Annotated in this window: 27 protein-coding genes, 1 rRNA gene and 1 pseudogene; 19 read left to right on the top strand and 10 right to left on the bottom strand. The window is 69.6% G+C overall.

Translation table 11 applies throughout. The features are described 5' to 3' along the window. The 3 genes from KBA23_RS07860 to msrP all read right to left on the bottom strand — a co-directional run. A 16S ribosomal RNA gene (locus tag KBA23_RS07860) occupies nucleotides 1-318 on the bottom strand; the annotation flags it as partial. A 465-nt stretch (nucleotides 319-783) separates the two neighbouring features. Continuing rightward, complete coding sequence (gene msrQ / locus KBA23_RS07855; RefSeq protein WP_290739018.1) at nucleotides 784-1,410, bottom strand: protein-methionine-sulfoxide reductase heme-binding subunit MsrQ; 627 nt, start codon at nucleotides 1,408-1,410, stop codon at nucleotides 784-786. Between the two features lies 1 nt (nucleotide 1,411). After that, nucleotides 1,412-2,341, bottom strand: a complete 930-nt coding sequence (gene msrP, locus KBA23_RS07850) for a protein-methionine-sulfoxide reductase catalytic subunit MsrP (protein ID WP_290739016.1) — start codon at nucleotides 2,339-2,341, stop codon at nucleotides 1,412-1,414. 232 nt (nucleotides 2,342-2,573) lie between these two features. On the opposite strand from msrP, the gene KBA23_RS07845 reads away from it, so the two are divergent. The 6 genes from KBA23_RS07845 to KBA23_RS07820 all read left to right on the top strand — a co-directional run bounded on the left by KBA23_RS07845 (nucleotide 2,574) and on the right by KBA23_RS07820 (nucleotide 8,227). Continuing rightward, entirely contained in the window at nucleotides 2,574-3,056 is a 483-nt protein-coding gene (locus KBA23_RS07845; protein WP_290739014.1) for a fasciclin domain-containing protein, read from the top strand. A 301-nt stretch (nucleotides 3,057-3,357) separates the two neighbouring features. Next, entirely contained in the window at nucleotides 3,358-4,185 is an 828-nt protein-coding gene (fghA, locus tag KBA23_RS07840) for an S-formylglutathione hydrolase (RefSeq protein ID WP_290739012.1), read from the top strand. A 53-nt stretch (nucleotides 4,186-4,238) separates the two neighbouring features. Continuing rightward, nucleotides 4,239-4,646: a cytochrome c family protein gene (locus KBA23_RS07835; protein WP_290739010.1), complete on the top strand. Its 408-nt coding sequence runs from the start codon at nucleotides 4,239-4,241 to the stop codon at nucleotides 4,644-4,646. 216 nt (nucleotides 4,647-4,862) lie between these two features. After that, on the top strand, nucleotides 4,863-6,749 hold the full coding sequence (locus tag KBA23_RS07830; protein WP_290739008.1) for a methanol/ethanol family PQQ-dependent dehydrogenase: 1,887 nt from the start codon (nucleotides 4,863-4,865) through the stop codon (nucleotides 6,747-6,749). A gap of 178 nt (nucleotides 6,750-6,927) precedes the next feature. Continuing rightward, on the top strand, nucleotides 6,928-7,404 hold the full coding sequence (locus tag KBA23_RS07825) for a c-type cytochrome, methanol metabolism-related (protein ID WP_290739022.1): 477 nt from the start codon (nucleotides 6,928-6,930) through the stop codon (nucleotides 7,402-7,404). Between the two features lies 1 nt (nucleotide 7,405). Next, nucleotides 7,406-8,227: a substrate-binding domain-containing protein gene (locus KBA23_RS07820; RefSeq protein WP_290739005.1), complete on the top strand. Its 822-nt coding sequence runs from the start codon at nucleotides 7,406-7,408 to the stop codon at nucleotides 8,225-8,227. Nucleotides 8,228-8,251: 24 nt separating this feature from the next. Here KBA23_RS07820 and KBA23_RS07815 read toward each other — a convergent pair whose 3' ends face one another. Further along, on the bottom strand, nucleotides 8,252-9,565 hold the full coding sequence (locus tag KBA23_RS07815; protein WP_290739002.1) for a CNNM domain-containing protein: 1,314 nt from the start codon (nucleotides 9,563-9,565) through the stop codon (nucleotides 8,252-8,254). 181 nt (nucleotides 9,566-9,746) lie between these two features. On the opposite strand from KBA23_RS07815, the gene KBA23_RS07810 reads away from it, so the two are divergent. Next, complete coding sequence (locus KBA23_RS07810; RefSeq protein ID WP_290738999.1) at nucleotides 9,747-10,529, top strand: SDR family oxidoreductase; 783 nt, start codon at nucleotides 9,747-9,749, stop codon at nucleotides 10,527-10,529. Between the two features lie 142 nt (nucleotides 10,530-10,671). On the opposite strand, the gene KBA23_RS07805 is transcribed toward KBA23_RS07810, so the two are convergent. Beyond that, nucleotides 10,672-11,520, bottom strand: a complete 849-nt coding sequence (locus tag KBA23_RS07805; protein WP_290738997.1) for an LOG family protein — start codon at nucleotides 11,518-11,520, stop codon at nucleotides 10,672-10,674. Between the two features lie 86 nt (nucleotides 11,521-11,606). Continuing rightward, nucleotides 11,607-12,176, bottom strand: coding sequence for a hypothetical protein (locus tag KBA23_RS07800; protein ID WP_290738994.1), 570 nt, complete (start codon nucleotides 12,174-12,176; stop codon nucleotides 11,607-11,609). Nucleotides 12,177-12,392: 216 nt separating this feature from the next. On the opposite strand from KBA23_RS07800, the gene KBA23_RS07795 reads away from it, so the two are divergent. From KBA23_RS07795 to KBA23_RS07770, 6 genes are all read left to right on the top strand, one after another. Beyond that, the gene (locus KBA23_RS07795) at nucleotides 12,393-13,463 is read left to right on the top strand and encodes a calcium-binding protein (RefSeq protein WP_290738991.1); all 1,071 of its coding nucleotides are present in this window, start codon (nucleotides 12,393-12,395) and stop codon (nucleotides 13,461-13,463) included. Nucleotides 13,464-13,544: 81 nt separating this feature from the next. After that, the gene (dapD, locus tag KBA23_RS07790; RefSeq protein WP_290738988.1) at nucleotides 13,545-14,393 is read left to right on the top strand and encodes a 2,3,4,5-tetrahydropyridine-2,6-dicarboxylate N-succinyltransferase; all 849 of its coding nucleotides are present in this window, start codon (nucleotides 13,545-13,547) and stop codon (nucleotides 14,391-14,393) included. Beyond that, nucleotides 14,393-14,692, top strand: coding sequence for a hypothetical protein (locus tag KBA23_RS07785; RefSeq protein WP_290738986.1), 300 nt, complete (start codon nucleotides 14,393-14,395; stop codon nucleotides 14,690-14,692). Before dapD ends, KBA23_RS07785 begins: the two co-directional genes overlap by 1 nt. A gap of 141 nt (nucleotides 14,693-14,833) precedes the next feature. Next, nucleotides 14,834-15,481: a porin family protein gene (locus KBA23_RS07780; RefSeq protein ID WP_290738983.1), complete on the top strand. Its 648-nt coding sequence runs from the start codon at nucleotides 14,834-14,836 to the stop codon at nucleotides 15,479-15,481. Nucleotides 15,482-15,599: 118 nt separating this feature from the next. Next, entirely contained in the window at nucleotides 15,600-16,463 is an 864-nt protein-coding gene (locus KBA23_RS07775) for a fatty acid desaturase (protein WP_366935301.1), read from the top strand. Then, on the top strand, nucleotides 16,460-17,182 hold the full coding sequence (locus KBA23_RS07770) for a PhnD/SsuA/transferrin family substrate-binding protein (protein WP_290738977.1): 723 nt from the start codon (nucleotides 16,460-16,462) through the stop codon (nucleotides 17,180-17,182). Before KBA23_RS07775 ends, KBA23_RS07770 begins: the two co-directional genes overlap by 4 nt. Before the next feature lie 153 nt (nucleotides 17,183-17,335). On the opposite strand, the gene ctrA is transcribed toward KBA23_RS07770, so the two are convergent. Next, nucleotides 17,336-18,049, bottom strand: coding sequence for a response regulator transcription factor CtrA (ctrA, locus tag KBA23_RS07765; protein WP_290738974.1), 714 nt, complete (start codon nucleotides 18,047-18,049; stop codon nucleotides 17,336-17,338). Between the two features lie 102 nt (nucleotides 18,050-18,151). Further along, nucleotides 18,152-18,430 carry a DUF1153 domain-containing protein gene (locus KBA23_RS07760; protein ID WP_290738971.1) on the bottom strand — a complete coding sequence of 93 codons (279 nt, stop codon included), beginning with the start codon at nucleotides 18,428-18,430 and terminating at the stop codon, nucleotides 18,152-18,154. 129 nt (nucleotides 18,431-18,559) lie between these two features. Between KBA23_RS07760 and mnmA the strand changes: the two genes are divergently transcribed. From mnmA to KBA23_RS07730, 6 genes and pseudogenes are all read left to right on the top strand, one after another. Beyond that, complete coding sequence (mnmA, locus tag KBA23_RS07755; RefSeq protein ID WP_290738968.1) at nucleotides 18,560-19,696, top strand: tRNA 2-thiouridine(34) synthase MnmA; 1,137 nt, start codon at nucleotides 18,560-18,562, stop codon at nucleotides 19,694-19,696. 347 nt (nucleotides 19,697-20,043) lie between these two features. After that, nucleotides 20,044-20,352: pseudogene (locus tag KBA23_RS07750) on the top strand (SDR family NAD(P)-dependent oxidoreductase); the annotation flags it as partial. Between the two features lie 180 nt (nucleotides 20,353-20,532). After that, nucleotides 20,533-21,591, top strand: coding sequence for a sn-glycerol-3-phosphate ABC transporter ATP-binding protein UgpC (gene ugpC, locus KBA23_RS07745; protein ID WP_290739020.1), 1,059 nt, complete (start codon nucleotides 20,533-20,535; stop codon nucleotides 21,589-21,591). Nucleotides 21,592-21,664: 73 nt separating this feature from the next. After that, a complete protein-coding gene (locus tag KBA23_RS07740; protein WP_290738965.1) occupies nucleotides 21,665-22,966 on the top strand; it encodes an ABC transporter substrate-binding protein in 1,302 nt (433 codons plus the stop codon). Nucleotides 22,967-23,030: 64 nt separating this feature from the next. Then, nucleotides 23,031-23,957 (top strand): carbohydrate ABC transporter permease, encoded by a 927-nt coding sequence (locus tag KBA23_RS07735; RefSeq protein ID WP_290738962.1) that lies wholly within the window; start codon nucleotides 23,031-23,033, stop codon nucleotides 23,955-23,957. Continuing rightward, complete coding sequence (locus KBA23_RS07730; RefSeq protein WP_290738959.1) at nucleotides 23,957-24,895, top strand: carbohydrate ABC transporter permease; 939 nt, start codon at nucleotides 23,957-23,959, stop codon at nucleotides 24,893-24,895. Before KBA23_RS07735 ends, KBA23_RS07730 begins: the two co-directional genes overlap by 1 nt. Here the strand turns inward: KBA23_RS07730 and KBA23_RS07725 are convergent. Both KBA23_RS07725 and KBA23_RS07720 read right to left on the bottom strand, forming a co-directional pair. Next, entirely contained in the window at nucleotides 24,885-25,982 is a 1,098-nt protein-coding gene (locus tag KBA23_RS07725) for an aminotransferase class V-fold PLP-dependent enzyme (protein ID WP_290738956.1), read from the bottom strand. The genes KBA23_RS07730 and KBA23_RS07725 overlap by 11 nt on opposite strands. Beyond that, nucleotides 25,979-26,755 (bottom strand): ATP-binding cassette domain-containing protein, encoded by a 777-nt coding sequence (locus KBA23_RS07720; protein WP_290738953.1) that lies wholly within the window; start codon nucleotides 26,753-26,755, stop codon nucleotides 25,979-25,981. The genes KBA23_RS07725 and KBA23_RS07720 overlap by 4 nt, the downstream gene beginning before the upstream one ends. Nucleotides 26,756-26,874: the final 119 nt, after the last annotated feature.

The following is a 26,874-nucleotide window of genomic DNA, read 5'->3' as shown; positions in this document are numbered from 1 at the left end:
CTCCCGTAGGAGTCTGGGCCGTGTCTCAGTCCCAGTGTGGCTGATCATCCTCTCAAACCAGCTATGGATCGTCGGCTTGGTAGGCCATTACCCCACCAACTACCTAATCCAACGCGGGCCGATCTCTCGCCGATAAATCTTTCCCCTCTCGGGCGTATACGGCATTAATCTCCGTTTCCAGAGGCTATTCCGTAGCGAAAGGCACGTTCCCACGCGTTACTCACCCGTCCGCCGCTGACCCCGAAGGGCCCGCTCGACTTGCATGTGTTAAGCCTGCCGCCAGCGTTCGTTCTGAGCCAGGATCAAACTCTCAAGTTGAAACGATCCCAAACCGGGGACGCCCGAAGAGCACCTCCCCCGATCCGAACCGTCCTTGACGTCCGAACCTCTGCACATCGCTCCGACATCCCTGCCGGAGCCCAAACGTCATCGTCTGTCGTGCATCGTCCCCCTCTCGGGATCACGACGACCGACAAACGGTGAAGCTGACACCTGCATCATCGGGCCGAAACCCTAGCAGGCCGATATGCACCAGATCCAGACGTCGCCCATGACGACACAGACCGGCCACATATCCCTTCGTTCCATTACAAGTTCAATGAGCAAACAAGCCGCAAAGCGAAACGAAACCGGGAACCGCCATCAACCGACAGCGTTCCTTGCCGCCTCACATCCACCGCTTCACCTCCGGAAGGTCGCCCCGCCGGCGGTGACGGGGTACATACGGATGCGGACGGAGTCGCGCAAGCGGAAAAGCGCACTTCATGACGATTTTGTTGCCCCCTACCCCGCCGCGATCCGGGGCGCACGCCGTCGCAGCACTCCGGCCGCCCTCCACGCGAGCAGCGTCGCGACCGCGAGCGCGTAGAGCAGCGGCTCGGGGGGCCATGCCTTGACCAGCCAGACGAAATGCAGCGCCGCAAGCGCGGTCGCGGGATACGCAAGCCTGTGGACCCGCCGCCAGCGCCCTGGCCCCAGACGGCGGAGGGCCCGATCGGTCGACGTCGCCGCGAGCGGCACGAGCATCACGAAGGCCGCCATCCCGAGCACGACGTAGGGCCGCCGGGCAAGATCCTCGGCGATCCGCGGCCAGTCGAGTTGCCGGTCGAGGACAAGCCAGACGAGCAGGTGCAGGAGCGCGTACGAGAACGCCGTCAGACCGAGGAAGCGCCGGAAGCGGAGCAGGCTCACGCCGGTCAACTCGCGCAGCGGCGTCACGGCGAGCGCCGCTACGAGGAACTGCAGCGCCCGCAACCCGTACTCGTGTTCGAGCGCCCGCACTGGATCGGCTCCCAGCCGGTTCGCCAGCGCCAGCCCGAACCAGATCACCGCCGGAAAGAGCGCGATCCAGTAGAGCGGCGCGACCGGCACGCGCCGCAGCCAGGGGTTGACCCGCTCGGCGAGGCGCATGTCAGTAGAACCGCCGCAGGTCCATGCCCGCATAGAGCTCCGCCACCTCTTCGGCGTAGCCGTTGAAGGGCTCGGTGTCGCGACGCCTGGCCAGCAGCCCGCCGCCGACGACCCGCTCCGACGCCTGGCTCCAGCGCGGATGGCTCACCGCCGGGTTCACGTTGGCATAGAAGCCGTATTCCTGCGGCTGGAGCAGGTTCCACGTGGTGGGCGGCTCCTCCTCCGTCAGGGTGATGCGCACGATCGACTTGACCGACTTGAATCCGTACTTCCACGGCACGACCAGCCGCAGCGGCGCCCCGTTCTGGTTGGGAAGGTCCTCGCCGTAGAGACCGGTCGCCAGCAGCGTCAGCGGGTGCATCGCCTCGTCGAGACGGAGTCCCTCGACATAGGGCCAGTCGATCCCGCCGAACAGCGCCCGCTGCCCCGGCATCTCCTCGGGACGCAGCAGCGTCTGGAAGGCGACGTACTTCGCCGAGCCCGCCGGCTCGACCCGGGCGAGCAGGTCGGAAAGCTGCACCCCCTGCCAGGGGATCACCATCGACCATGCCTCGACGCAGCGCAGCCGGTAGGTGCGGTCCTGGACGTCGGCGGGCCGGACGATGTCTTCCAGGCCGTAGTCGCCCGGCTTGCCGACGAGCCCGTCGATCGTCACCGTCCAGGGATGCGTGGTGAGCGCCCCGGCGTGGGCCTTCGGGTCGCCCTTGTCCCAGCCGAACTCGTAGAAGTTGTTGTACGAGGTGATGTGCTCCAACGCCGTCGGCGGATCGCTCGTCGAGTACCCGCCCGCGGCCATGGCAAGCCCGCCGCCGCCGAAGGCCGCGCCCGCGGTCATGGCGCCGGCCGCAGCGATCAACGCGCGCCGGTTGAGGTGGTCCGCCTGCGGCGTCACCTCGGAGAAAGGAACCTTCGGTCGGCGCCGAACCAGCATGATGACCTCCCCGTCGCGCTTCGACAGCGCCGACCGCTCTCGGCATTCTGGCGACGCCGGCGCGTCCACGTTGCCACAAGTACGCCCCCTGCCCGCCCATCGTTTCGCTCCGACCGATAAACTCGGCGTGACCGGCGCGGGCACGGGAACGCATCGACGCCGCGCCGGCGGGCCGCTAGGGTCCGGGCCTCGAGGCGGGGCGAGCGGCCCGCGACGCAAGAGGAGCGAAACAATGCTCAGGCGAGCCTTCATCCTGGCCGGAACCACCGCCGCACTGGCGCTCGCCGCCTGTTCCGGCGACGGCGACAAGCCGCGCCAGGTGGCCCGAGACGGCGCGGACGTGCTGTCCGTCGCCCGCGCCGCCGGCGCCGGGCGCTTCGCCCGCGCCGCCGCGGAGGCGGGCCTTGCCGAGACGCTCGCCGGCCCCGGCCCCTACACCCTCTTCGCGCCCACCGACCGCGCCTTCGCCGCCGCCGGCCGTGCCCGCGGCGAGGAACTCGCCCGGCTTGTCGCCTACCACATCGTGCCGGGCGAACTGACCAGCGACTTTCTCGAGGGCATGGACGTCAACCACACGACGATGCTCGGGACGAGCCTGAACATCGACGGCACCGAAGGGGCGCTGCGGGTGAATGACGCTACGGTGCTGCAGGCCGATCGGATGGCGTCGAACGGCGTGGTCTTCGTGATCGACCGCGCGCTGACCCCGCGCTGACCGCGAGTCGACCCGCGATTGCCCTGTCGGCGACACGTCAAGTTGGCCGGTCTTCGTAGCGCCGGAGCTGGACCATGGCCCCGACGTAGCGGGCTCGCAGTTCAGATCGTCCAGACCGACCAGGACTGCTGTTCCATGACCTTCCCCCGCGAACGGGCGCGAGGATGCGCGATCCTCCGTCGCGGGGCGCGCCCTCCGGTTCGGAGGCTTCTGGCGGCCCTGACCTCCCCTCCGCCTTACGCACGAGTTGACGGGCGGCGCGGGGCGGGTCCCTATGGCGGGGGCAATGCGGGATGGACGAATGAAGACGGTCTCGGAGAACGCCTGCTTCGGCGGGGTTCAGGGGGTATATGCGCACGCCTCGGAGGTGTGCGGCTGCGACATGACCTTCGCGGTCTACCTGCCGCCCCAGGCGAAGGCGGGGATGGTCCCGGTGCTCTGGTATCTCTCGGGGCTGACCTGCACCCACGAGAACGCCATGACCAAGGCGGGCGCCCAGGGCTGGGCGGCCGCGGAGGGGATCGCGCTGATCTTTCCCGACACCTCGCCGCGCGGCGAGGCGGCGGCCGACGACCCGGCCTATGACCTCGGCAAGGGCGCGGGTTTCTACGTCAACGCGACCGAGGCGCCATGGGCGCCGCATTTCCGCATGTGGGACTATGTCGTCGACGAGCTGCCGGCGCTGGTCTTCGGGGCGCTGCCGCTCGATCGGGAGCGGCAGGGGATCACCGGGCATTCGATGGGCGGCCACGGCGCGCTGACCATCGCCATGACCCGGCCGGAGACCTATCGCTCGCTCTCGGCGATCTCGCCGATCGCCAACCCGACACGGTCGGACTGGGGGCGCAAGCAGTTCTCGGCCTATCTCGGCGCCGACGAGGCGCGGTGGCAGGCGCACGACGCGACCGTGCTGATGCGGGAGAAGGGCTATCCGGGGCCGGTGCTGGTCGATCAGGGGGCGAAGGACCAGTTCCTCGACCTGCTGAAGCCCGAGGCGTTGGTCGCGGCGGCGGCGGAGCGGCGCCAGCCGATGCAGTTTCGCATGCTCGAGGGATACGACCACAGCTACTTCTACGTCGCCAGCGTGATGGAGGATCACGTCCGCTGGCACGCGGAGAACCTCGCTTGACGCCGCGGCGAACCGACGCCGCGGCGCGGGGCAGCCAGAGGAGAAAGATGCCCATGCCGATGAAACTTGCCCGGTTCGCGCTGGCGGCCGCGCCGCTCGTCGTCTGGGCGGCGGCGGCCGCCGCGCAGGACGCTCCCGCCGGCGACGTCGCGGCCGGAGAAAAGGTGTTCCGCAAGTGCGCGGCCTGCCACACTCTCGACCCGAGCGGCAAGTCGAGGGTCGGCCCCGACCTCTATGGCGTCGTCGGACGGACCACCGGCACGCTCGAGGGGTTCAAATACTCCGAGGCGATGACGAAGGCCGGCGAGGAGGGTCACGTCTGGACGGTGGAGGAACTCGACCTCTACCTCGAGAACCCCAAGACGATGCTCCCCGGCAACAAGATGACCTTTGTCGGCCTGAAGAAGCCCGAGGAGCGCGCCGACGTCATCGCCTACATCCAGAGCGTGAGCGGCGGCTGAGCGGCCGCCAGCCGCCGCGAAGGCGCACGGACTCTCCGACGGGCGGCCGTCGGGGAGCCCGTTTCGTGCGTGCGCCCGGCCGCTTCGGGACGATCCCCATACTTTGGTGTGAGTGAGGCACGGGCGCGTTGACAATGCGGCGGCGGGGTTTTCATAAGAGATTAATATGGAGCTGAATGCCCCCGCGTTTCGGGTGGGCGAACGGGAGGAAGACGAATGAAGAAGCTGGAGCTTTCGCTTGCGGCCGTGCTGGCGGCGGGCGTCGCCGCGCCGGCGCTCGCCAACGACTCGGTGCTGGCCGAGACGGCCAACCCCGCGCAGAACGCGATGCAGGCGATGAACTACGCCAACACGCGCTATTCCGAACTCGACCAGATCAACAAGGACAACGTCGGGGATCTTCAGGTCGCCTGGACGTTCTCGACCGGCGTGCTGCGCGGCCACGAGGGCGCCCCCCTCGTGATCGGCGACATGATGTACGTGCATACGCCGTTCCCGAACACGGTCTACGCCCTCGACCTCGCCCAGGACGGTCGGATCGTCTGGCAGTATCATCCCCAGCAGGATCCGAGCGTCATCGGCGTGATGTGCTGCGACACGGTCTATCGCGGCCTCGCCTATGCCGACGGGATGCTGTTCCTGCACCAGGCCGACACGACGCTCGTGGCGCTCGACGCCAAGACCGGCGACGTGAAGTGGAGCGTCAAGAACGGCGATCCGGCCAAGGGCGAGACGAACACCACGACCGTGCTGCCGGTGAAGGACAAGGTCATCGTCGGCATCTCGGGCGGCGAGTTCGGCATCCGCGGGTCGGTGACGGCCTACAACATCGCCGACGGCTCGCTCGCCTGGCGCGCCTACTCGACCGGCCCGGACGAGGAGATGCTGGTCGACCCGGAGAAGACCACCGCCCTCGGCAAGCCGATCGGGGCCAACTCGTCGCTCGACAGCTGGGAAGGCGACCAGTGGCAGATCGGCGGCGGCCCCACCTGGGGCTGGTACAGCTACGATCCGGACCTCGATCTCTTCTACTACGGCACCGGAAACCCCGGCACCTGGAACCCGTCGCAGCGGCCCGGAGACAACAAGTACTCGATGACGATCTTCGCCCGCGATCCCGACGACGGGATGGCGAAGTGGCTCTACCAGATGACGCCGCACGACGAGTGGGACTACGACGGCGTCAACGAGAACATCCTCTTCGACGCCGAGATCGACGGCACGGAGCGCAAGCTCCTGTTCCATCCGGACCGGAACGGCATCGCCTACACGCTCGACCGCGAAACCGGCGAGCTGCTGGTGGCCGAGAAGTTCGACCCGGCGGTGAACTGGACGACCGGCGTCGACATGGACCCGAACTCGCCGACCTTCGGCCGTCCGGCGGTGGTGGCGGAATTCTCCACCGAGCAGAACGGCGAGGACACCAACACCACCGGCATCTGCCCGGCGGCGCTCGGCACCAAGGACCAGCAGCCGGCGGCCTACTCGCCGAAAACCGGCCTGATGTACGTGCCGACCAACCACGTCTGCATGGACTACGAGCCGTTCCGCGTCAGCTACACCGCAGGCCAGCCCTTTGTCGGCGCCACGGTCTCGATGTTCCCGGCGCCGAACAGCCACGGCGGCATGGGCAACTTCATCGCCTGGGATCCGGTGGCCGGCGAGATCAAGTGGTCGCTTCCGGAGCAGTTCTCGGTGTGGTCCGGCGCGCTCGCGACCGCGGGCGACGTCGTCTTCTACGGAACGCTCGAGGGCTACCTGAAGGCGGTCGACGCCAACACCGGCGAAGAGCTCTACAAGTTCAAGACGCCATCGGGGATCATCGGCAACGTCTTCACCTACGAGCGTGAGGGCAAGCAGTACGTCGGCGTCCTTTCGGGCATCGGCGGATGGGCGGGCATCGGCCTCGCCGCCGGCCTGACCAACCCGGTCAACGCCGAAGCCTGGCAGAACGTCGCCGGTCGCGCTGCAACCGGGCGGGAGCTGGACAGCGAGGCGAAGAACGTCGACACCGCGGGCCTCGGCGCCGTGGGCGGCTATGCGGCGCTCTCCGACTTCACGGCGCTCGGCGGCCAGCTGACGGTCTTCGCAGTTCCCAACTGACGCGGCCGCAAGGCCGGCAGGACGCCGCCCCGGCACCCCCGGGGCGGCGTTTTGCGTCTCAGGGACGCGGGCCAGACTAAAGTCTGATTCCGTCCCGCCGGGCTTCGCACTAGCGTTCCGGCAACGAACTTTTCGGGAGGATGGGATGAGATCAGCCGCGCCGTTTCTGGCGTTCGCCATGCTCGTCGCCGGGGCCGTCTCCGCGCAAGACGTGGCCGATACCGCCGCCGTCGAAAACGACGGGGTGCGCTGGTTCAACGCCGAGGGCATCCCGACCTTCAAGGTCGAGGACGACGGCACGGTCGACTGGCCGACCTTCTCCGGCTATCGGCGCTACCACGCTGACTGTCACGTCTGCCACGGACCCGACGGCGAGGGCTCGACCTATGCGCCGGCGTTGAAGGACTCGGCGATGCGGATGGACTACTACGACTTCATCGGCGTGGTGGCGAGCGGCCGGCAGGTGGTCAACGCCGCCGACAATCAGGTCATGCCCGCCTTCGGCACCAACCCGAACGTGATGTGCTATCTCGACGACATCTGGACCTATCTGCGCGCACGCGGCGCGGACGCCGTCCCGCGCGGCCGGCCGGCCAAGCGCGCGGACAAGAGCGATGCCTTTGTCGAGGCGGAGAAGCTCTGCATGGAGCAGTAGGGTGCGGTCTTCGCTCCTGGCGCTCGCGCTGGCGCTCTCGGCCGCCGCCGTCGCGTCGGCGCAGGTGGCGGACCTCGTCGACCGCTCCGCCTTCCGGGTCTGCGCCGACCCGGCCAACAAGCCGCTCTCGGCCGAGGACGGCTCGGGCTTCGAGAACCGGATCGCCGAGCTGCTGGCGGGCGAACTGGGCGTGCCCGTGCAGTACACGTGGTTCCCGCAGGTGACCGGCTTCGTCCGGAACACCCTGCAAGCGGGCAGGTGCGACGTGGTGATGGGCTACGCTCAAGGCGACGAACTCGTCCTCAACACCAATCACTACTACACCTCCACCCATGTGCTCGTGGTCAAGGCGGACGGCGACCTCGCGGACGTGGACACGCTCGCGGACCCGCGGCTCAAGGGGAAGAGGATCGGCGTGGTGGCCGGCGCCCCGCCGACGACGCACGTAGCCCGGCTCGGGCTGATGCCGGACGCCGTGCCCTACAAGCTGATGATCGACCGCCGCGTGGAGGATCCCGCCGGACAGATGCTCGCCGACCTCAAGGCTGGCAAGACCGACGCGGCGCTGCTCTGGGGTCCGATCGGGGGGCCGCTGGTGAAGCAGCGCCACCCGGGCCTGAAGGCGATCCCGCTCCTCGAGGAGCAGGGCACGCCGCGGCTCGTGTACCGCATCACGATGGGGGTGCGCGCCGGCGAGGACGAGTGGAAGCGCCAGCTGAACAGCCTGATCCGCCGCAACCAGGACCAGATCGACGCGATCCTGCGCGACGCGGGCGTGCCGATCCTCGACGACTTCGGCAAGGGCGAGAAGCCCGCCGGCTAGGGGCGGCGTCGCGCCCCGCCAGCGTCATTCCAGCTTCCTGACCCGGAGCCGGGTCAGGCGATTGTCGACGCGGTCGAGAACCTCGAAACGGAAGCCGTGGAAGGCGAAGACCTGGCCGGCGTTCGGGATGGCCTGCGCCTCGTGGATGACGAGTCCGGCGACGGTGTTCGCCTCGTCGTCGGGCAGGCTCCAGTCGCAGGCGCGGTTGAGATCGCGGATGGTCACGACCCCCTCGACCTCGACGGCCCCGTCGGGCAGCACGTCCACCCCGCCCACCTCCGCGACGTCGTGCTCGTCGGCGATGTCGCCGACGATTTCCTCGAGGATGTCCTCGAGCGTGATCAAGCCCTGCAACGCCCCGTACTCGTCCACCACCAGCGCGAAATGCGTGCGGCGACGCAGGAACTCGCGCAGCTGCTCGTCGAGCGGCGTGGCGTCGGGCACGAAGTAGGGCGGCATCGCCACCGACATGACGTCGAAGCGGTCGAGGTCGAGGCCGCCGTCGCCCGCACGGACGAGCCGCTCCACCGCCCGGGACAGGTCGCGCGCATGGACGACGCCCACGATGTTCTCCCGCTCGCCGCGAAAGATCGGGATGCGGGTGTGCGGCGAGTCGAGCGCCTGGGTGAGGATCTCGGCCGCCGGAGCGTCGGCGTCGAGCATCTCGATGTCGCGACGGTGCATCATCACCTCCTCGACCTGCCGTCGCCCGAGATCGAGCGCGCCGAGGAGACGGTCGCGCTCCGCCTTCTCGACCTCGCCCTCGGAATGGCGCTGGGCGATCGCGTCGGCGATCTCCTCCTGAAAGGCGAGGAGAGGCGTGCGGGGATCGGCCGCAACGCCGAATGGCCGCAGCGCCGCCCGCGCCAGCGCCCCTGCCCCGCCCGCGAGCGGCGCCGCCACGCGCACGACGCTCCCGACGGGCCCGGCGAGGCGGGCCGCCATGGCGGGATCGCCGTGCGCGCGCATCCGCGGCAGCGCCTGGGCAAGGAAGAAGAGAAAGGCCGTCATGCCCACGACCGCGACCGCCGCCCCCCAGCGGCCGCAGACGACGAGGGCGAGCCAGGTCGCCAACGCCACCGCCAGCGTATCGACGAACACCGCGCCGAGGAGGAGCGCGCCGCCGAGGCGGCTGCGGTCCTCGCCCAGAGCGAGCGCCCGCGCCGCCCCGCGGTCTCCCTTGTCGGCGAGCGCCTGGAGCCGCGACCGGCTCGCCGTGGTCAGCGCCGCCTCGGCGGCGGCGATGAGCGCCGAGAGCGCGACCAGGGCAAAGGTGGCCGCGAGAACCGCGAGGGCAAGCGGGTCGAGGAGGGACAGGGCGTCGGAAGGGGCGTCCATGGTGACTCCTGCATGCTCGTGCCGGCCTGGCCGGTTATGCGATCCGCCGGCGGGCGCATCAAGCCGGCCGCCCGTAGCGTCACGGTGGCGCCGCCTCGCCGGGCGTGGCAGACCGGTGAGACAGACCGACGCCACGGACCGGCGCGACGGGCCGGCGCGACAGGACGAAAGGATGCGCGGAATGCGGGCGAGCTTCGACTACGGCGGCTGCAACGTGATGGTCGTCGGCGGCACGAGCGGCATCAATCTCGGCATCGCGCAGGCCTTCGCCGAGGCGGGCGCCCGGCTCGGCGTCGCGTCGCGTCGCCAGGAAAAGGTGGACGCCGCCGTGGCGCGGCTCTCGCGCCTCGGCCGCCCGGCGCTCGGCTACGCCTTCGACGTCCGCGACGCCGAGGCGGTCGCGGCCGGGATCGCCGCCTTCGCCGCCGAGACGGGGCCGATCGACGTGCTGGTCTCCGGCGCGGCCGGCAACTTTCCGGCCCCGGCGGCGGCGATCAGCCCGAACGGCTTCAAGTCCGTGGTCGACATCGACCTCCTCGGCACCTTCCACGTCATGCGCGCGGCCTACCCGCACATGCGCCGCCCCGGGGGGAGCCTGATCAACATCTCCGCCCCGCAATCGCAGATCGCCATGCCGTTGCAGACGCATGTCTGCGCCGCCAAGGCCGGGGTCGACATGACGACCCGATGCCTCGCCATCGAATGGGGACCGGAGGGGCTGAGGGTGAACGGCGTGATCCCCGGCCCGATCGACGGCACCGAGGGCATGGCCCGGCTCGCCCCCGACGAGGCGAGCCGCCGCCGGGTCGCGCAGAGCGTGCCGATGCGCCGCTTCGGCGACCCGGCCGACGTGGCCCGCGTCTGCCTGTTCCTCGGCTCGAACGCCGCCGGCTATGTCAACGGCGCGATCATCCCGGCCGACGGCGGCTGGAGCGCGGCGGGGGCGCCGCTCCCCCTGCCCTGACGACCGTCATGCGGCCTCCGCCTGAATGCCTCGCGCCTGCATTAACGATTCAATCCCGACTCTTTTGCTTGGCATATGCGTTGTGCATACGTTGTGCATGAAGCGTGCATCGAAGGATCCGCCGTAAACCTTTGAAACCGTATCACTCGCCGTCGCCCACCCCGCCCGTCGGCGTCGGCGGGGTCCATGCGTCGAGCGCCGCCATCGCCTCCGCCGCGGTCTCGACATGGGTCATGAGGTCGATGTCCGAGGGCGAGATCGTGCCCGCGTCGACCAGCGCCTGCCAGTCGATCACCCGCCGCCAGAAGTCGCCGCCGAAGAGCAGGATCGGCAGCGGCTTCATCCTCCCGGTCTGCACGAGCGTGAGCGACTCGAACATCTCGTCGAGCGTGCCGAACCCGCCGGGGAAGATCGCGATCGCCTTCGCCCGGGTCAGGAAGTGCATCTTGCGGATGGCGAAATAGTGGAAGTTGAAGCTGAGTTCGGGCGTGCCGTAACGATTGGGCGCCTGCTCGTGCGGCAGCACGATGTTCAGCCCGATCGAGACGCCCCCGGCGTCGAGCGCCCCGAGGTTGGCCGCCTCCATGACGCCGGGGCCGCCGCCGGAGCAGATCACCCCCTCGCGGTTGCCGCTCGCCACCGCCCGCAGCGTACAGAGCCGGGCGAACTCGCGCGCCTCGTCGTAGTAGCGCGACAGCGCCGCGAGGCCGGGCGTCGCCGCCTCGTCCGCGCGCCCGGGCGGCGGGATGCGCGCGCCGCCGAAGAGCGCGATCGTCGAGCGCACGCCGCGCTCGGCCAACGCCATCTCGACCTTCAGGAGTTCGAGTTGCAGCCGCACCGGGCGCAACTCCTCCCGGGTCAGGAAGTCGATGTCGGTGAAGGCGAGCCGATAGGACGGCGACAGCGTCTGCGGCGTGTCCGGCGCCTTCTTCGACTGCGCGACGTCCTCGCGCGCATCGGGGAACTTTCTGGGCTCGTTCGGCAGTTTCATGGAACGTCCATACCGGCTCGCGCCGCGCCCTGCCAGTCCGCGCGCGGTCGGAACCTGCGCCGCGTCCGGGAGACGACGGCGCCCGATCAGGCGTCGAAGCGCTTCTCGCCGGAGCCGGAATGCTCCGGCACGGCCGCCTCGCTCAGCGAGAACAGATCCTCCAGGAAATAGGCCGAAAGCTCGGCGCGACTGGCGAGCCCCGACTTGCGGTAGACGCCCTGCGCCTGCTGGCGGATCGTCGCCTCCGAGGTGCGCCGGAGCACGGCGATCTCGCGAAGCGTCGCGCCCTTGAGCAGAAGGCCCGCGATGTCGGCTTCCGCCGGCGTCAGGCCCCACGCCCCGAACTGGCTCTCGATCGCGCGCCCCAGGCCGCCGAGGAAGCGCCGGCTCTGCGCCCGCCAGGCCTCGCCCTCCCGGGCCGCGCGCTCGAGCGAGCGCGACAGGTTCTCCGTCCGGCTCTCCAGGCGGGTGTAACGCACCGCGAGGATGCTGGCGGCGACGGCGGCGCCGATCAGGATCAGCCGGTCGAGGAAGTCGACCGCGAGGTCGGGAAGCCATCCGGCGCCCTCCTCGGCCAAGAGGTCGAGCAAGGTCAGCAGGAGGGCGAGAAGGACGACCCCCAGCCCTCCGAGGACCACGAGACGGCGCTTCTGCATCTTCTCCGCTCCGGGACCGGAGGCCCATCCTACGCCGCGATCGCCGAGCTTCCCATCAACATTCGGACGATAGCCCGGCCGCCCGACCTCAAAGCGGCGCATCCGACGGATGTAGGATGGACGCCGCGGCCGATACGAACCCTCCTGAACGCGGCCCGCCAGCCGGGGCGCGGCGCCGGGCCCCTGTCCCGCAGCGCCCGCACCGGGAGGCCAACGATGTTCACCGAAATTCCGCGACCGGATCCGTCGCAGTTCACGACCCGGATCGACAACGCCTACATGCCGCTCCGACCCGGCACGACCTACGTCTACGCCAACAAGGAGGAGGACGTGGAGGTCCGGGTGACCGTCACCGGCGAAACCCGCGTCGTCGACGGCGTGACGTGCGTGGTGGTGCACGACACCGAGCGGGAGGACGGGTTCGTCGTCGAGGACACCTATGACTGGTTCGCGCAGGACGCCGCCGGCAACGTCTGGTACTTCGGCGAGGAGACCGCCGAATACGAGCCGGGAAGCCCCGACCCGATCAGCACCGAAGGCTCCTGGGAGACCGGCGTCGACGGGGCGCAAGCCGGCGTGGTGATGCTCGCGGATCCGCAGATCGGAATCCGCTACCGCCAGGAGTACTACAAGGGCGAGGCCGAGGACTGGGCCGAGGTCAGGTCCCTCGACGCGCGGATCGCCACGCCATACGGCCGCTTCGACGAAGCGCTCAAGACCCTCGACGTGAACCCGCTCGATCCTTCGCGCGAGCACAAGTTCTACGCCGCAGGGGTGGGAATGCTGCTCGCGACCGACATGGAAGGCGGGCGCGAGGAACTGGTGCGAATCGAGGTCGAGGGCGGCGCCGGAAGGGACAGGCTGCTCGGCTACGCCGGAGGCGACCACATGCGCGGTCTCGCCGGCCGCGACCTTATTCGGGGTCTCGGCGGCGACGACGATCTTTCGGGCGGCCAGGGCCGCGACAAGCTGTCGGGCGGCGGGGGGTGCGACGTGCTGCGCGGCGGCGATGGCGACGACCGGCTGCATGGCGGCTCGGGCGGCGACACCTTCGTCTTCGCCGAATTGCGGAACGGCCGCGCGGAGACCGACACCGTGTGCGACTACGACGCGGACGAGCGCGACGCGCTGAAGATCGCCGGCGGGGCCGGATCGGTGGCGGCGGAGATCGAGGCGCGGACGGGCTGGACCCTCCACCTCGTCGGCGACGGCGACCGGATCCGACTGCCCGGGGTCCGCGACCTGGACGGCGACGGTCACGTGATCGACGAGTTGCTCTTCGCCTGAGCACGGCGGCCGGCGCGGCCGCGTTGCGCCGGGCATCGCGAGCGGCTAGGCACGCGCCAGCCGAACGCAAAGGACCGTGCCATGACTGATCACACCCAGCTGGAGCAGGCGATCGAGGCCGCCTGGGAGGCGCGCGACACGATCACACCCGCCACCGGCGGCGCGACCCGCGCGGCGATCGACACCGTGCTCGAAGGTCTCGACAACGGCCGCGTCCGCGTCGCCGAGCGCCAGCCGGACGGCGAATGGCGCGTCAACCAGTGGGCGAAGAAGGCCGTCCTCCTCGGATTCCGACTGCAGGACATGGGGCCGCAGCCGGGCGGCCCGCAGGGCGGCGGCTGGTGGGACAAGGTCGACTCGAAGTTCAGGGGCTGGTCGGAGCACGACTGGCGGCAGGCGGGCTTTCGCGCCGTGCCGACCTGCGTCGTGCGCCGCTCCGCCTATGTCGCGCCGGGCGTGGTGCTGATGCCGTCCTTCGTCAATCTCGGCGCCTACGTCGACGAGGGAACCATGGTCGACACATGGGCGACGGTCGGCTCCTGCGCCCAGATCGGAAAGCGGGTGCACCTCTCCGGCGGCGTCGGCATCGGCGGCGTGCTCGAGCCGATGCAGGCCGGCCCGACGATCATTGAGGATGACTGCTTCATCGGCGCCCGGTCCGAGGTGGTCGAGGGCTGCATCGTGCGCGAGGGCTCGGTCCTCGGCATGGGCGTCTTCATCGGCAAATCGACGAAGATCGTCGACCGCGCCACCGGCGAGATCACGTATGGCGAGGTGCCCCCCTATTCGGTGGTGGTGGCGGGGAGCCTACCCGGCAAGCCCTTCCCCGACGGCGCGCCCGGCCCGAGCCTCTACTGCGCGGTGATCGTAAAGCGCGTTGACGAACGGACCCGCTCCAAGACGTCGATCAACGAGCTCCTGCGCGACTGATGGAGGTCTATACACTCCTCGTGCAGGTCGGGCGCAAGCCCGGGGACGGCCTGCCGGACGGCGCGACCGGCGCCGCGCTGCTCTGCTACGCTCCCGCACGCGACGAGGAGGAGGCGGTGCGCGAGACCGTGGCGCTCCTCAAGGCCGCCGACCTCGCGCCGCTCGACGTCACCGGCTACGGGCCACTCGACGAGCGCCTCGCCGACGGCGAGGTCGGCGCGGAGGAGCGTGCGTTGATGGAGCGCGCCCTCGCCGAGAACGCCGTCGTCGTGGCGGAGATGACGCCCTTCTTCGACTGAATCCGCTCCGCCGGTGTGGCTCTGGCGCCGCGCCCACCGCAGGACTGCGCACTCACGCGAACGTGAGGGCGCTTTGCGCATGACCATTCGCGCCGCAAGGATTAAGGTATGTGTCAATCGAGCAAACATAAGGAGTACCAGATGTCGGCTCTTACCAGATCCCTGCTCCTCGCGGCCACTGCCGCGACGGCCATCGGCGCCGCCGGCGCGGCCTCGGCCCAGTCCTTCGACGCCTCGTCGCTCTACCTCAAGGGCTTCGGCGGCGCGACCTTCCCGTCGGGCGACGACGAAAGCCTGCGCTCCAACGGCCAGAAGGTCGGCCGCGTCGATCTCGACTATGACACCGGCTACACGCTCGGCGTCGCGCTCGGCTTCCAGGCGACCCCGAACGTGGGCGTCGAGCTTGAGTATGCCTACCGCAATGCCGATTTCGACGGCTCGGCGCGCGTCAACGGCGTTCGGGGCAACATCGACGGCACCGCCAAGGTCAACGCGGTGATGGTCAACGCCCTCTACAACTTCACCCTCTCCAACCCGCAGGTGATGCCGTATGTCGGCGCCGGCATCGGCGCGGCGCAGCTCGACTACGAAGGTTCCAAGTCGACCTCGAACTTCGCCTACCAGTTCATCGCGGGCATCGGCTACGAGGTGGCGCCGCAGTGGACGGTGTACGGTGAGGGACGCTGGTTCGCGACGCCGGAAAGCAAGGTCTGGCCGAGCCGCGGTCTCGCGACCGACCTGTCCTACGAGACCTTTGACCTGCTCTTCGGCGTGAAGTATCAGTTCTAACAGGGCCGCGTGCAGCGGCCCTGTTGCAAGACGGTCGCGAAGCTCCTTCAGCCGAACCCTGTCGTCGCTGCTGCGCATGGCCACCTACCCTTCGCCGCGCGGTCCGGAATGGCCGACGTTGGCGCTTATCCTGGCCACCTACGCCGCCTGGGGCGGCGGGGTGGCCTTCCTCTCCGCGATTTCGCCTTGGCTCGGCGTGCCGGTCGTGGCGGTCATCCTCACGCTGCACTCCTCTCTCCAGCATGAGGTCATCCACGGCCACCCGCTGCCGAGCCGGCGGCTGTCGGAGGCGCTGGTCTTTCCGCCGCTGGGGATCGTCGTTCCCTACGCGCGGTTCCGCGACACCCATCTCGCGCACCACCAGGACGCCGACCTGACCGACCCCTACGACGACCCGGAGACGAACTACCTCGACCCGGCCCTGTGGTCGCGGCTCTCGCGCCCGGCGCGGGCGGTTCTCTGCGCGAACAACACGCTGCTCGGCCGCGTCACCCTGGGACCGGCGATCGGGACCTTCGTGTTTGTCCGTGACGACCTCCTACGCATCCGCGCCGGCGATCGCACGTTGCTCGGTATCTGGGCGCGACATGCCATCGCCGCGGCGGCGGTTCTCGGCTTCGTCGCCGCCTTCACCGCCATGCCGGTCTCGGCCTATCTGCTCGCCTGCTATCTCGCGCTGTCGGTGCTGAAGATCCGCACCTACCTCGAGCACCAGGCCCACGAGCGCGCCCGCGGCCGCTCGGTGATCATCGAGGACCGGGGACCGCTGGCGTTCCTCTTTCTGAACAACAACCTGCACGCCGTTCATCACGCGCATCCGCAGGCGCCGTGGTATCGGTTGCCGGCGCTGTACGCGGAGCGGCGCGAGGAATGGCTGCGCCGCAATCTCGGCTATCGCTACGACAGCTACGGCGAAATCCTGCGCCGGCACCTCCTGCGCCGCAAGGATCCCGTGCCGCACCCGCTCTGGCCGCAGGAATGACCGCCGACCCTGTCGCCACGCTGCCCATGTACGACTGGCCGGAGGTCCGCGACCATACGAACGCGCTGTGGGCCGGCCTGCGGGACGCACTCCGCGCCAGAGGCCTCGCCGCGCCCGAAGCGCTGTCGCGCGACGCCATGCACTGGACCGCCCCGGCGCTCGCCCTGTCGCAGACCTGCGCGCTCCCCTTGCAACTCGGTCTTTCGCAGCGGGTCACGCTGATCGGAGCGCCCGACTACGGCCACCCCGCCTGCCCGCCCGGCTACTACCGAAGCGCGCTCGTCGTACGCGCCGACGACCGGCGCGAAGCGGCGGAGGAACTGGCCGCGGCGCGCTTCGCCTACAACTCCACGGACTCGCAATCGGGCTGGGGCGCACTCGTCGCGGCGCTCGGCCGCCTCGACCCCGACCAGGGACTCGCCACCGGCGCGCACCGGGACTCGGTGCGCGCCGTCGCCGCCGGCAAGGCCGAGGTGGCGGCCATCGACGCGCAGTCCTGGCGGCTGGCGCTGGCCTGGGAGCCGTCCGCGGCGCAACTTCGGGTCGCAGGCTGGACCCGGCCGACGCCCGGCACGCCCTTCGTCACCGCGGGCGGCCGCGACCCCGCCCCTTTCGCCGCCGCTTGCGCCGAGGCCATCGCCACGGTTGCGCCCCCGGTCCGCGCGGCCCTGGGCCTCGCGGGCTTCGCCGCCCTCACGCCGGCGCACTACGTCGACTGAGCAAGTCCAGCCTGCGCCGTTCAGTGTGGGAAGCGGCCCTCGAAAATCGAAAGCCGGACCGCCGATCGCTCGGCTGGTCCGGCTTCGAAGCCCGGAAAACTCGACCCGGGCGCATGGCTACCGACTAAAAGGTCAATACTGCGAGAGAGAGCGTCAGGCCCCGATCGCGAGCTTGCGCTTCGCCTCGGCGCTCTGCGGGTCGCGCAGAACGTAGCCACGGCCCCAGACCGTCTCGATGTAGTTCTCGCCGCCGGTCGCCTCTGAGAGCTTCTTGCGGAGCTTGCAGATGAAGACGTCGATGATCTTCAGTTCCGGCTCGTCCATGCCGCCGTAGAGATGATTGAGAAACATCTCCTTGGTCAGCGTGGTGCCCTTGCGCAGGCTTAGGAGCTCCAGCATCTGGTACTCCTTGCCGGTCAGGTGGACCGAACGTCCCTCTACCTCGACCGTCTTGGCGTCAAGGTTGACAGAAAACTTGCCGGTGCTGATGATCGACTGAGCATGCCCCTTCGAGCGTCGCACGATCGCGTGGATGCGCGCGATCAGTTCCTGCCGGTGGAACGGCTTGGTCATGTAGTCGTCGGCGCCGAAGCCGAATCCCTTGAGCTTCGATTCGGTGTCGTCGGTGCCCGACAGGATCAGGATCGGCGTGTCGACCTTGGCGATGCGGAGCTGGCGCAGCACCTCATGGCCCGTCATGTCGGGCAGATTCAGGTCAAGAAGGATCAAGTCGTAGTCATAGAGCTTCGCCAGATCGACGCCTTCTTCGCCCAGATCCGTCGCGTAGACGTTGAGGTTCGCGTTCTGCAGCATCATCTCGATGCTCTTCGACGTCGTGGGGTCGTCCTCGACCAGCAGGATGCGCATTTTGCTGCACTCCGTCCTAACAGCGGCTCGCTCTGACACAGCCATCCTTAACCGCCGCAAGGTTAACGACAGATTACGGGAGTCGGAGCGTACGCTCTCTCCTTAAAGTTGTCTATACTTCTGGATGGCGGTCACCCGCAGCGCGGCCGCGCCATGGCGGTGAACCGCGGAGCGCCAGATCTCCAGCTCCTCGTCGGAGAGCCGGTACATGTCGCACGCCTCCCGCGCGCCGAGCAGACCGTTGTCGACGGCGGCGACCACCGTCGCCTTGCGCCGCGCCACCCAGCGCTTGGTGTTGATCGGCGGCAGGTCGGAGCGCGTCAGCTTGGAGCCGTCGGCCAGCGTGACGAAGACCGGTCCCTTCTCTCTGCGGATATACATGCCTCGTTCCCTAACACTCGCTACACCCGTGCAATTACTTACGGGGGCACTCATTAAACCCCGGTGAAACCCGGCCTTGTCATTACCATGCGTTTTATTATAACGCGCATCGACCGAAGGAACGCCGCCATGCTCGCCAGCGCCGCGCCGCTCAACAGCCTCGGCTTCGCCAAGCCGTCCGCGCAGACCCGCGTCGTCGTCGCCATGTCCGGCGGCGTCGACAGCTCCGTGGTGGCCGCGAGCCTCGCGGCGGAGGGCTTCGAGGTGATCGGCGTCACGCTTCAGCTGTACGACCACGGAGCGGCGACCGCCCGGCGCGGCGCCTGCTGCGCCGGGCGCGACATTCACGACGCGCGGCGCGTGGCCGAGACGATCGGCATCCCGCACTACGTGCTCGACTACGAGAGCCGCTTTCGCGCGGCTGTCGTGGAGGAGTTCGCCGAAGCCTACCTCGGCGGAGCGACGCCCGTCCCTTGCATCCGCTGCAACGAACGCATCAAGTTCCGCGACCTCCTCGAGACCGCGCTCGAACTGGACGCCGACTGCATGGCGACCGGTCACTACGTTCAACGCACACCCACCCCTCGTGGCGCCATCTTGCGCCGCGCCGCGGACCCTGACCGCGACCAAAGTTACTTCCTGTTCACCACAACGCGCCAGCAGCTGGATTATTTGCGGTTCCCTTTAGGAAATTTTCACACAAAGGCCGACGTGCGCTCGCTGGCCGAGCGGTTCGGCCTGCCGGTGGCCACGAAGCCCGACAGCCAGGATATCTGTTTCGTTCCAGCCGGCTCCTACGCCGACGTCGTCGAGAGGCTGCGGCCCGGCGCCGCGGAGCCGGGCGAGATCATCCACCTGGACGGTCGCGTTCTGGGCGAGCACAAGGGCGTGATCCGCTACACCGTTGGCCAGCGACGCGGCCTCGGGGTCGCGAGCGGCGAGCCGCTCTTCGTCGTCCGCCTCGATCCGGAGGCCCGTCGCGTCGTGGTCGGCCCGCGCGCGGCCCTCGCCCGCCGGACCTTCCCGGTCGCCGAGGTGAACTGGCTCGGCGACGACCACTTCGAGGTCGCGCCGGCGGACGGATGGGAGATCGAGGCGCGTGTGCGTTCCACGCGCGCCCCGAAGCCCGCCCGTCTCCTGCCCGCCGGCGACGGCCGCGCCGTGGTCGAACTCTACGCTCCCGAGGAAGGCGTGGCCCCCGGCCAGGCCTGCGTCTTCTACGACGGAGACCGCGTCCTCGGCGGCGGCTGGATCGCCCGAAGCTGACGCACGGCGATCCTGCGCGTTCAGATCCCGACGCGGGCCGAGGAAAGCGGTGCGAGGCCCCCCCTGTCCCGACCGAGGCTGTGCGGAAACTGCGTGGAAGTTCCGAGCTGTCCAGGGACTTCTTCACGGCGGGCATCGCCCCGTCCCTGTCTTCGCGACCATCGACCATGACACGGCCGAGCTCGCGGTGAACGCCACCGAGGCGTGGCGCGCTCATGAAGCACTCATTGCTGCTTGGCGCCCTTAGCCTCCGTCGTCGGGGTCCGCACCGAAATGCGCGCGGCATGATACCACGGATGTGCGCAGGCAGCCGTGGGAGCCGCGAACCCGAAGAGAGGAGATGAGCCATGATCCTTGAGAACCGCGTCGCCATCGTCACCGGCTCCGGCATCGGACTGGCGCGCGCCCGCGCCATGGCGCGCGGAGGCGCCCGTGTCGTGATCGCCGACCTCTCGCCCGGGCGCAGCGAAGCGACCGCCGCGGCAATCCGTGGCGAAGGACTTTTCGCCGAGGCGGGCCCCACTGACGTCGCCGACGACGTGGCGCTCGACCGGCTGATCGAGGGTACGGTCGCCGATTACGGGCGGCTCGACATCCTGCACAGCCACGCCGGCATCCAGGTGGAGGGAACGCGACGGAGGGCGTCGAGCCCGGCGGAATGGATGCGACTCAACCGCCTGCCCCCACCTGCGGTAGAGCTTGAGCGCGCGCAAGCCGAACTTGCCGTGGTCGGCAACCACGGTCGAGCGGGCGACGAGCGGGCGTCCCCACGGTTGACGCTCGCCCGAGGTCGCGTCTATCGTCGCGGCCAAGCACGAATTGAGGGGGGCGTGAGGATGGCTGCGGTCACGATCCGCAACTTGCGGAAGTCCTTCGGCGCCGTCGAGATCCTCCACGGGGTCTCCATCGACATCGAGGAGGGCGAGTTCGTCGTGCTGGTCGGCCCTTCGGGCTGCGGCAAGTCCACGCTGCTGCGGATGCTGGCGGGGCTCGAGCACGTCACCTCGGGCGACATCCTGATCGGCGACACGCGCGTCAACGACCTGCCGCCCAAGGACCGGGACATCGCGATGGTGTTCCAGAACTACGCGCTCTATCCGCACCTCACGGTCGCGGACAACATGGCCTTCTCGCTGACGCTGAAGCGCGCCTCCAAGGCCGAGATCGACGCCCGCGTCCGTCCCGCCGCCGAGATCCTCGGCCTGACGAAACTCCTCGACCGCTTCCCCCGCCAACTCTCCGGCGGCCAGCGCCAGCGCGTCGCCATGGGTCGCGCCATCGTCCGCGACCCGCAGGTCTTCCTCTTCGACGAACCGCTCTCCAACCTCGACGCCAAGCTCCGCGTCTCGATGCGGGCGGAGATCAAGAACCTGCACCAGCGGCTGAAGACCACCACCGTCTACGTCACTCACGACCAGATCGAGGCGATGACCATGGCCGACAAGATCGTGGTCATGCACGATGGACGCGTCGAGCAGATCGGCGCGCCGCTCGAACTCTACGACGCGCCGGCGAACCTGTTCGTGGCGGGCTTCATCGGCTCGCCGGCGATGAACATGCTGCCGGGCTCCGTCGACGCCGACGGCCGGTTCGTCTCCGAGGGCGGCGTTGTCCTGCCGATCGGCCAGCGGCTCGCCGGAGCGGCCCGCGGCGGCGCCATCTACGGTCTCCGGCCGGAATCGCTGCGGCTCGGCGGCGAGGTGCCCCTGACCATCGAGGTGGTCGAGCCGACCGGCTCCGAGACCCACGTCGTCGGCCGGCTGGGCGACACCCCCGTGGTGGGCGTGTTCCGCGAGCGTGTCTCCGCCGGGCCCGGCGAGCGCATCGGCGTCTCCGTCGAGGCCGCCGCGACGCATCTCTTCGACGCCGCCTCGGGCGTCCGCCTGACGGCATGAGCGCCGCGGCGCGGGTTGCGGGACCCGTCGCCGCGCGAAGCAACACCCGCACTGTCTGGGAGGACTGACGACCATGAGCCGTATCAACCGCCGCGAGCTGATGGCCGGCGCGGCCGCTGGCGTAGCGGCCGCAGCCCTGGCCCCCCGCGCGTTCGCGCAGGGTATCCCCACGCCTACGCCCGAAGCGGGAGCCTCGCTGCGGCTGCTGCGCTGGGTGCCTTTCGTGAAGGGCGAGGAGGAAGCCTGGAACGCCAACACCCAGGCCTTCACCGAGGCGACCGGCGTCGAGGTCCGCATCGACCAGGAAAGCTGGGAGGACGTGCGTCCCAAGGCCGCGGTGGCCGCCAACGTCGGGTCCGGCCCCGACATGGTGATGAGCTGGTTCGACGATCCGTTCCAGTATCCCGACAAGCTCGTCGAGCTCACCGGACTGGCCGAGGCGATCGGCGCGGCGAACGGCGGCTGGTATGACGGCGCGCGCGGCTACGCGGTCCACGACGGGCGTTTCATCGCCATGCCGCTCGCCGCGATCGGCAACGCCATCTGCTACCGCGACAGCCACGTGAAGGCCGCGGGCTTCCAGGAGTTCCCGACCGACACGGCGGGGTTTCTCGAGCTCTGCAAGGCGATGCAGGCGAACGGCACTCCGGCCGGCTTCCCGCACGGCAAGGCGGTCGGCGACGGCAACAACTATGCCCATTGGCTGCTCTGGAGCCACGGCGGCAAGATGATCAATGAGGACGGCACGGTCGGCCTCGACAGCCCCGAAACCCGCGCGGCCATCGCCTATGCCCAGGAGCTCTACAAGACCTTCATCCCCGGCACCGAGAGCTGGCTCGACATCAACAACAACCGCGCCTTCATGGCCGGCCAGATCTCGCTGACGGCGAACGGCGTGTCGCTCTACTACGCGGCCCGCAACGACCCGGCGACGCAGGAGCTCGCGGAGGACATCCGCACCACCAACCTGCCGATCGGCCCCGTGGGCCAGTCGGTCGAGTTGCACCAGACCACGTCGATCTCGATCTTCAACCACACGAAGTATCCGCAGGCGGCGATGGCCTATCTCGCCTGGATGTACGACACGGCGCGGATGAACGCCTGGATCGAGGGGGCGAGCGCCTATTGCTGCGGCGCCGCCAAGGGCTTCGCCGACAACCCGGTGTGGACGTCGAACCCCGTCCACGCGGCCTATGCCAAGGCCTCCGCGAGCCTGCGCCCGAACGGCTACGCCGGCCCGCTCGGCTACGCCTCCGCCGGGGTCATGGCCGACTACGTGCTCGTCGACATGTTCGCCCAGGCGGTCACCGGCCAGGCCTCGCCCGACGACGCGATCGCCACGGCCGCCAAGCGCGCGAACCGCTACTACGGCTGAACGCCGCCGCTGGCCGGTCCCGACCCGGGGCCGGCCAGCGCGCTCCCTGCCCGGAGGAGGAAGCATGGCCGAAACCCCGAAACGGGCGAACATCTGGTCCCGTCTCGCCGAGAGCCGCAACGGCCTCGGCTTTCTCTTCATGTTGCCTGCCGCGGCGTTCCTGCTCTGCTTCCTCACCTACCCGCTCGGCCTTGGCGTCTGGCTCGGCTTCACCGACGCCCGCATCGGCCGCGAGGGCATGTTCGTCGGGCTCGACAACTACCGCTGGCTCGCCGACGACAGCGTTTTCTGGCTCGCGGTCTTCAACACGCTCTTCTACACCGTCGTCGCCTCAGTGCTGAAATTCGGCCTCGGTCTCTGGCTCGCGCTGCTCCTGAACGAGAACCTGCGCTGGAAGACCTTCTTCCGTGCCGTCATTCTCCTGCCATGGGTGGTGCCGACCGTGCTCTCGGCGCTGGCCTTCTGGTGGATCTTCGACAGCCAGTTCTCGATCATCTCGTGGGTGCTGATTAAGTGGGGCCTCATCTCGGCCCCGATCAACTTCCTCGGCGAGCCCTGGAACGCCCGCTGGTCGGTGATCGCGGCGAACGTCTGGCGCGGCGTGCCCTTCGTCGCCATCTCGCTGCTCGCCGGCCTCCAGACCATTCCCCAGTCGCTGAACGAGGCGGCCGCGCTCGACGGCGCCACCTCCTGGCAGCGTTTCCGCCGCGTCACGCTGCCGCTCCTGACCCCGATCATCGCGGTGGTGATGACCTTCTCCGTGCTCTTCACCTTCACCGACTTCCAGCTCATCTACGTGCTGACCCGCGGCGGCCCGGTGAACGCCACCCACCTGATGGCGACGCTCTCGTTCCAACGAGCCATCCCCGGCGGCCAGCTCGGCGAGGGCGCGGCCATCGCGGTCGCGATGATCCCGTTCCTGCTCGCGGCGATCCTTTTCAGCTTCTTCGGCCTCCAGCGCCGCAAGTGGCAGCAGGGCGGAGGCGACTGATGGCGCGGTTCGAGAAAGACCCCGAGGACATCGTCGAAGAGGCCCTCGACGTCGGTCGTCACGCGCCCGCACCGATCGACGACATCGTCGGCATGGAGCAGTACAACTCCCTGCCCCGCCGCATCCTCGTCGTCTACCTGCCGCTCGCGGTCTTCATCTTCGTGCTGCTGTTTCCGTTCTACTGGATGGCGATCACGGCCGTGAAGCCGAACCACCAGCTCACCAACTACAACGAATACAGCCCGTTCTGGGTGGTCGGTCCGACGCTGGAGCACATCCGCTATCTGCTCTTCGAGACCTCGTATCCCGGATGGCTCTGGAACACGATCCTCGTCTCCGTCGCCTCGACGGTTCTGGCGCTCGCCGGCGCGGTCTTCGCCGCCTACGCCATCGAGCGCATCCGCTTCACCGGCGCGCGGGTGACCGGGCTGATGATCTTCCTCGCCTATCTCGTGCCGCCCTCGATCCTGTTCATCCCGCTCGCCTACATCGTCTTCAAGGTCGGCATCTTCGACTCGCGCCTCGCGCTGATCCTCACCTACCCGACCTTCCTGATCCCGTTCTGCACCTGGCTCCTGATGGGCTACTTTCGCTCGATCCCCTACGAGCTCGAGGAGAGCGCGCTGGTCGACGGCGCCTCGCGCTGGCAGATCCTGACCCGCGTCATCCTGCCCCTCGCCGTGCCGGGCCTGATCTCGGCCGGCATTTTCGCGTTCACCCTGTCGTGGAACGAGTTCATCTACGCGCTCACCTTCATCTCGTCGTCCGAGAACAAGACGGTGCCCGTCGGCGTCCTGACCGAGCTCGTTCGCGGCGACATCTACGAATGGGGGGCGCTGATGTCCGGCGCGCTCATCGGCTCGCTGCCGGTGGTGATCCTCTACTCGTTCTTCGTCGACTACTACGTTTCCTCGATGACGGGAGCCGTCAAGGAATAGCCTCCCCGCACCCGTCGGCGGCCGCCTCGGCGGCGGCGAGGGCGCGGCCGACGTCGGTCTCCATCCCGACCGCGCGCAGGGCGCGGCCAAGCGCCGCGAGGTCGCCGAGCACGACGTCGAGGCGCGCCCGCGCCCCGGTATGGTTCATCCGGACCAGCCGTTCGCCGCCCGGACCCGCCCCGGCCGAGAGCGCAGTCGCGGGGCCCGCGGCGGCGAGCGCGCGCGCCGCGTCGAGTCCCTCCGGCAGCGCCGCCGCGGTGACGAGGTTGGAGGCGTGCGCCGACGCGACCCAGGCGCGGCCCGTCAGCGCCAGCGCCCCCGCCCGCGCCGCGGCGGCGGCGCGTCGGTGTCGGGCCCGGAGCGACGGCATTCCCTCCGCCTGCACCCGCGCCAGCGTTGCGGCCAGCGCATGGAACTCCAGCGCCGACGGCGTCCCCGGCAGCGCCCCGCGTCCCGTCCCCAGCCACAACGACCGCAGGTCGCCGAGCGACAGGATCGACGGCGCCTCCCCCGGCGGCGCGACCCGCTCCCAGGCGGCGGGCGACACCGAGAGCGCCGAGACCCCCGCCTGCCCGCCCAGCGCCTTCTGCGGCCCGATCACCGCCACGTCGATCCCGGCCGCGTCCACGTCGAGCGCGTGTCCGCCGACCGACGCCACGGCGTCCACGACCACGAGCGCGCCGTGCGATCGGGCAAGTGCGACCACCTCCTCCAGCGGGTTCAGGATACCGGTGGCGCTCTCGGCGTGGACGATCGTCACGAGGTCGAACCGCCCGCTCGCGAGCGCCACGGCGACGGCGGCCGCCTCGACCGGCCTCCCCGGCGCGGCGACGAGTTCGACCGCCGTCGCCCCGGCCCGCCGAAGCCAGCCCGCGATCCAGCGTCCATACATCGAGGTGACGACGCAAAGCGCGCGCATCCCCGGCCGCCCGAGCGAGGCGGCGACCGCCTCCAGCGCCACCGCCGCCTCGCCCTGCACCAGCAGAACGTCGTTCCGCGTGCCGAGGATGCGCCCGACCGCGTCGGCGAGCGGCGCATAGCCCTCGGCCGGGAACCCGGGCGCGTCGGGCAGGCTCGTCCAGGTCATGCGCTTGCCCCTCTCTCCAGCCGCGGCACGGCGGCGATCAACGCGCGGGTCAGATCGGCCTTCGGCGCGGCGACGAGCCGTTCCGCGGGCCCCGTCTCGACGATGCGTCCGGCGTCCATCACCGCGATCCGGTGCGAGACGGCGCGGACCACGGCGAGATCGTGCCCGACGAACAGATAGGCGAGCCCCAGATCCTCCTGAAGCCGCACCAGCAGGTCGAGCACCCGCGCCCGCACCGAAGCGTCGAGCGCCGAGACCGCCTCGTCGAGCACCACGAGCCGCGGCCCCGGCGCGATCGACCGCGCGATCGCCACCCGCTGCCGCTGCCCGCCGGACAAAGTCGCCACCGGCTGCGCCGCAAGGTCGGGCGACAACCCCACCTGCGCCAGCAGCGCCGCAACCCGCTCCGCCCGGTCCCGACGGGTTCCGAGACCGTGGATGCGCAGCGCCTCGCCGATGGCGCCGCCCGCCGTCGCCCGCGGATGAAACGCCGCCGCCGGATCCTGGAACACCATCTGCATTCGCCCCCGGGCCCGCCGCAGCGACCGTCCCGACAGCGCCAGCCAGTCCAGCCCGTCGAACCGCACCGCCCCGGCGTCCACCGCGACCAGCCGCGTCAGCGCCCGCGCCAGCGTGGTCTTGCCGCAGCCCGACGGCCCGATCAGCCCCAGCGTCTCGCCGGCGCCGATCGCGAGCGACACCTCCGCCAGCGCCTGCGTCCGGCGCGGCCCGCCAAAGTCCTTCGACAGGCCCCGAACCTCCAGCAGGCTCATCAGTGCACCCTTGCGGTGGTTGAGCTTTTCACCCCGCATGCGGGGTGAAAAGCTCGGCCCGCACCGAGCGCCCGCCGCGACGGCCAAGCTCGCTTGCCAGCGAACGGCCAGCATGAGAC

The sequence above is a fragment of the Amaricoccus sp. genome, assembly GCF_017995835.1.
GTDB lineage: Bacteria > Pseudomonadota > Alphaproteobacteria > Rhodobacterales > Rhodobacteraceae > Amaricoccus.
Note: the sequence above shows the minus strand (reverse complement) of the source record. Positions and strands in the feature narration are given on the sequence as shown.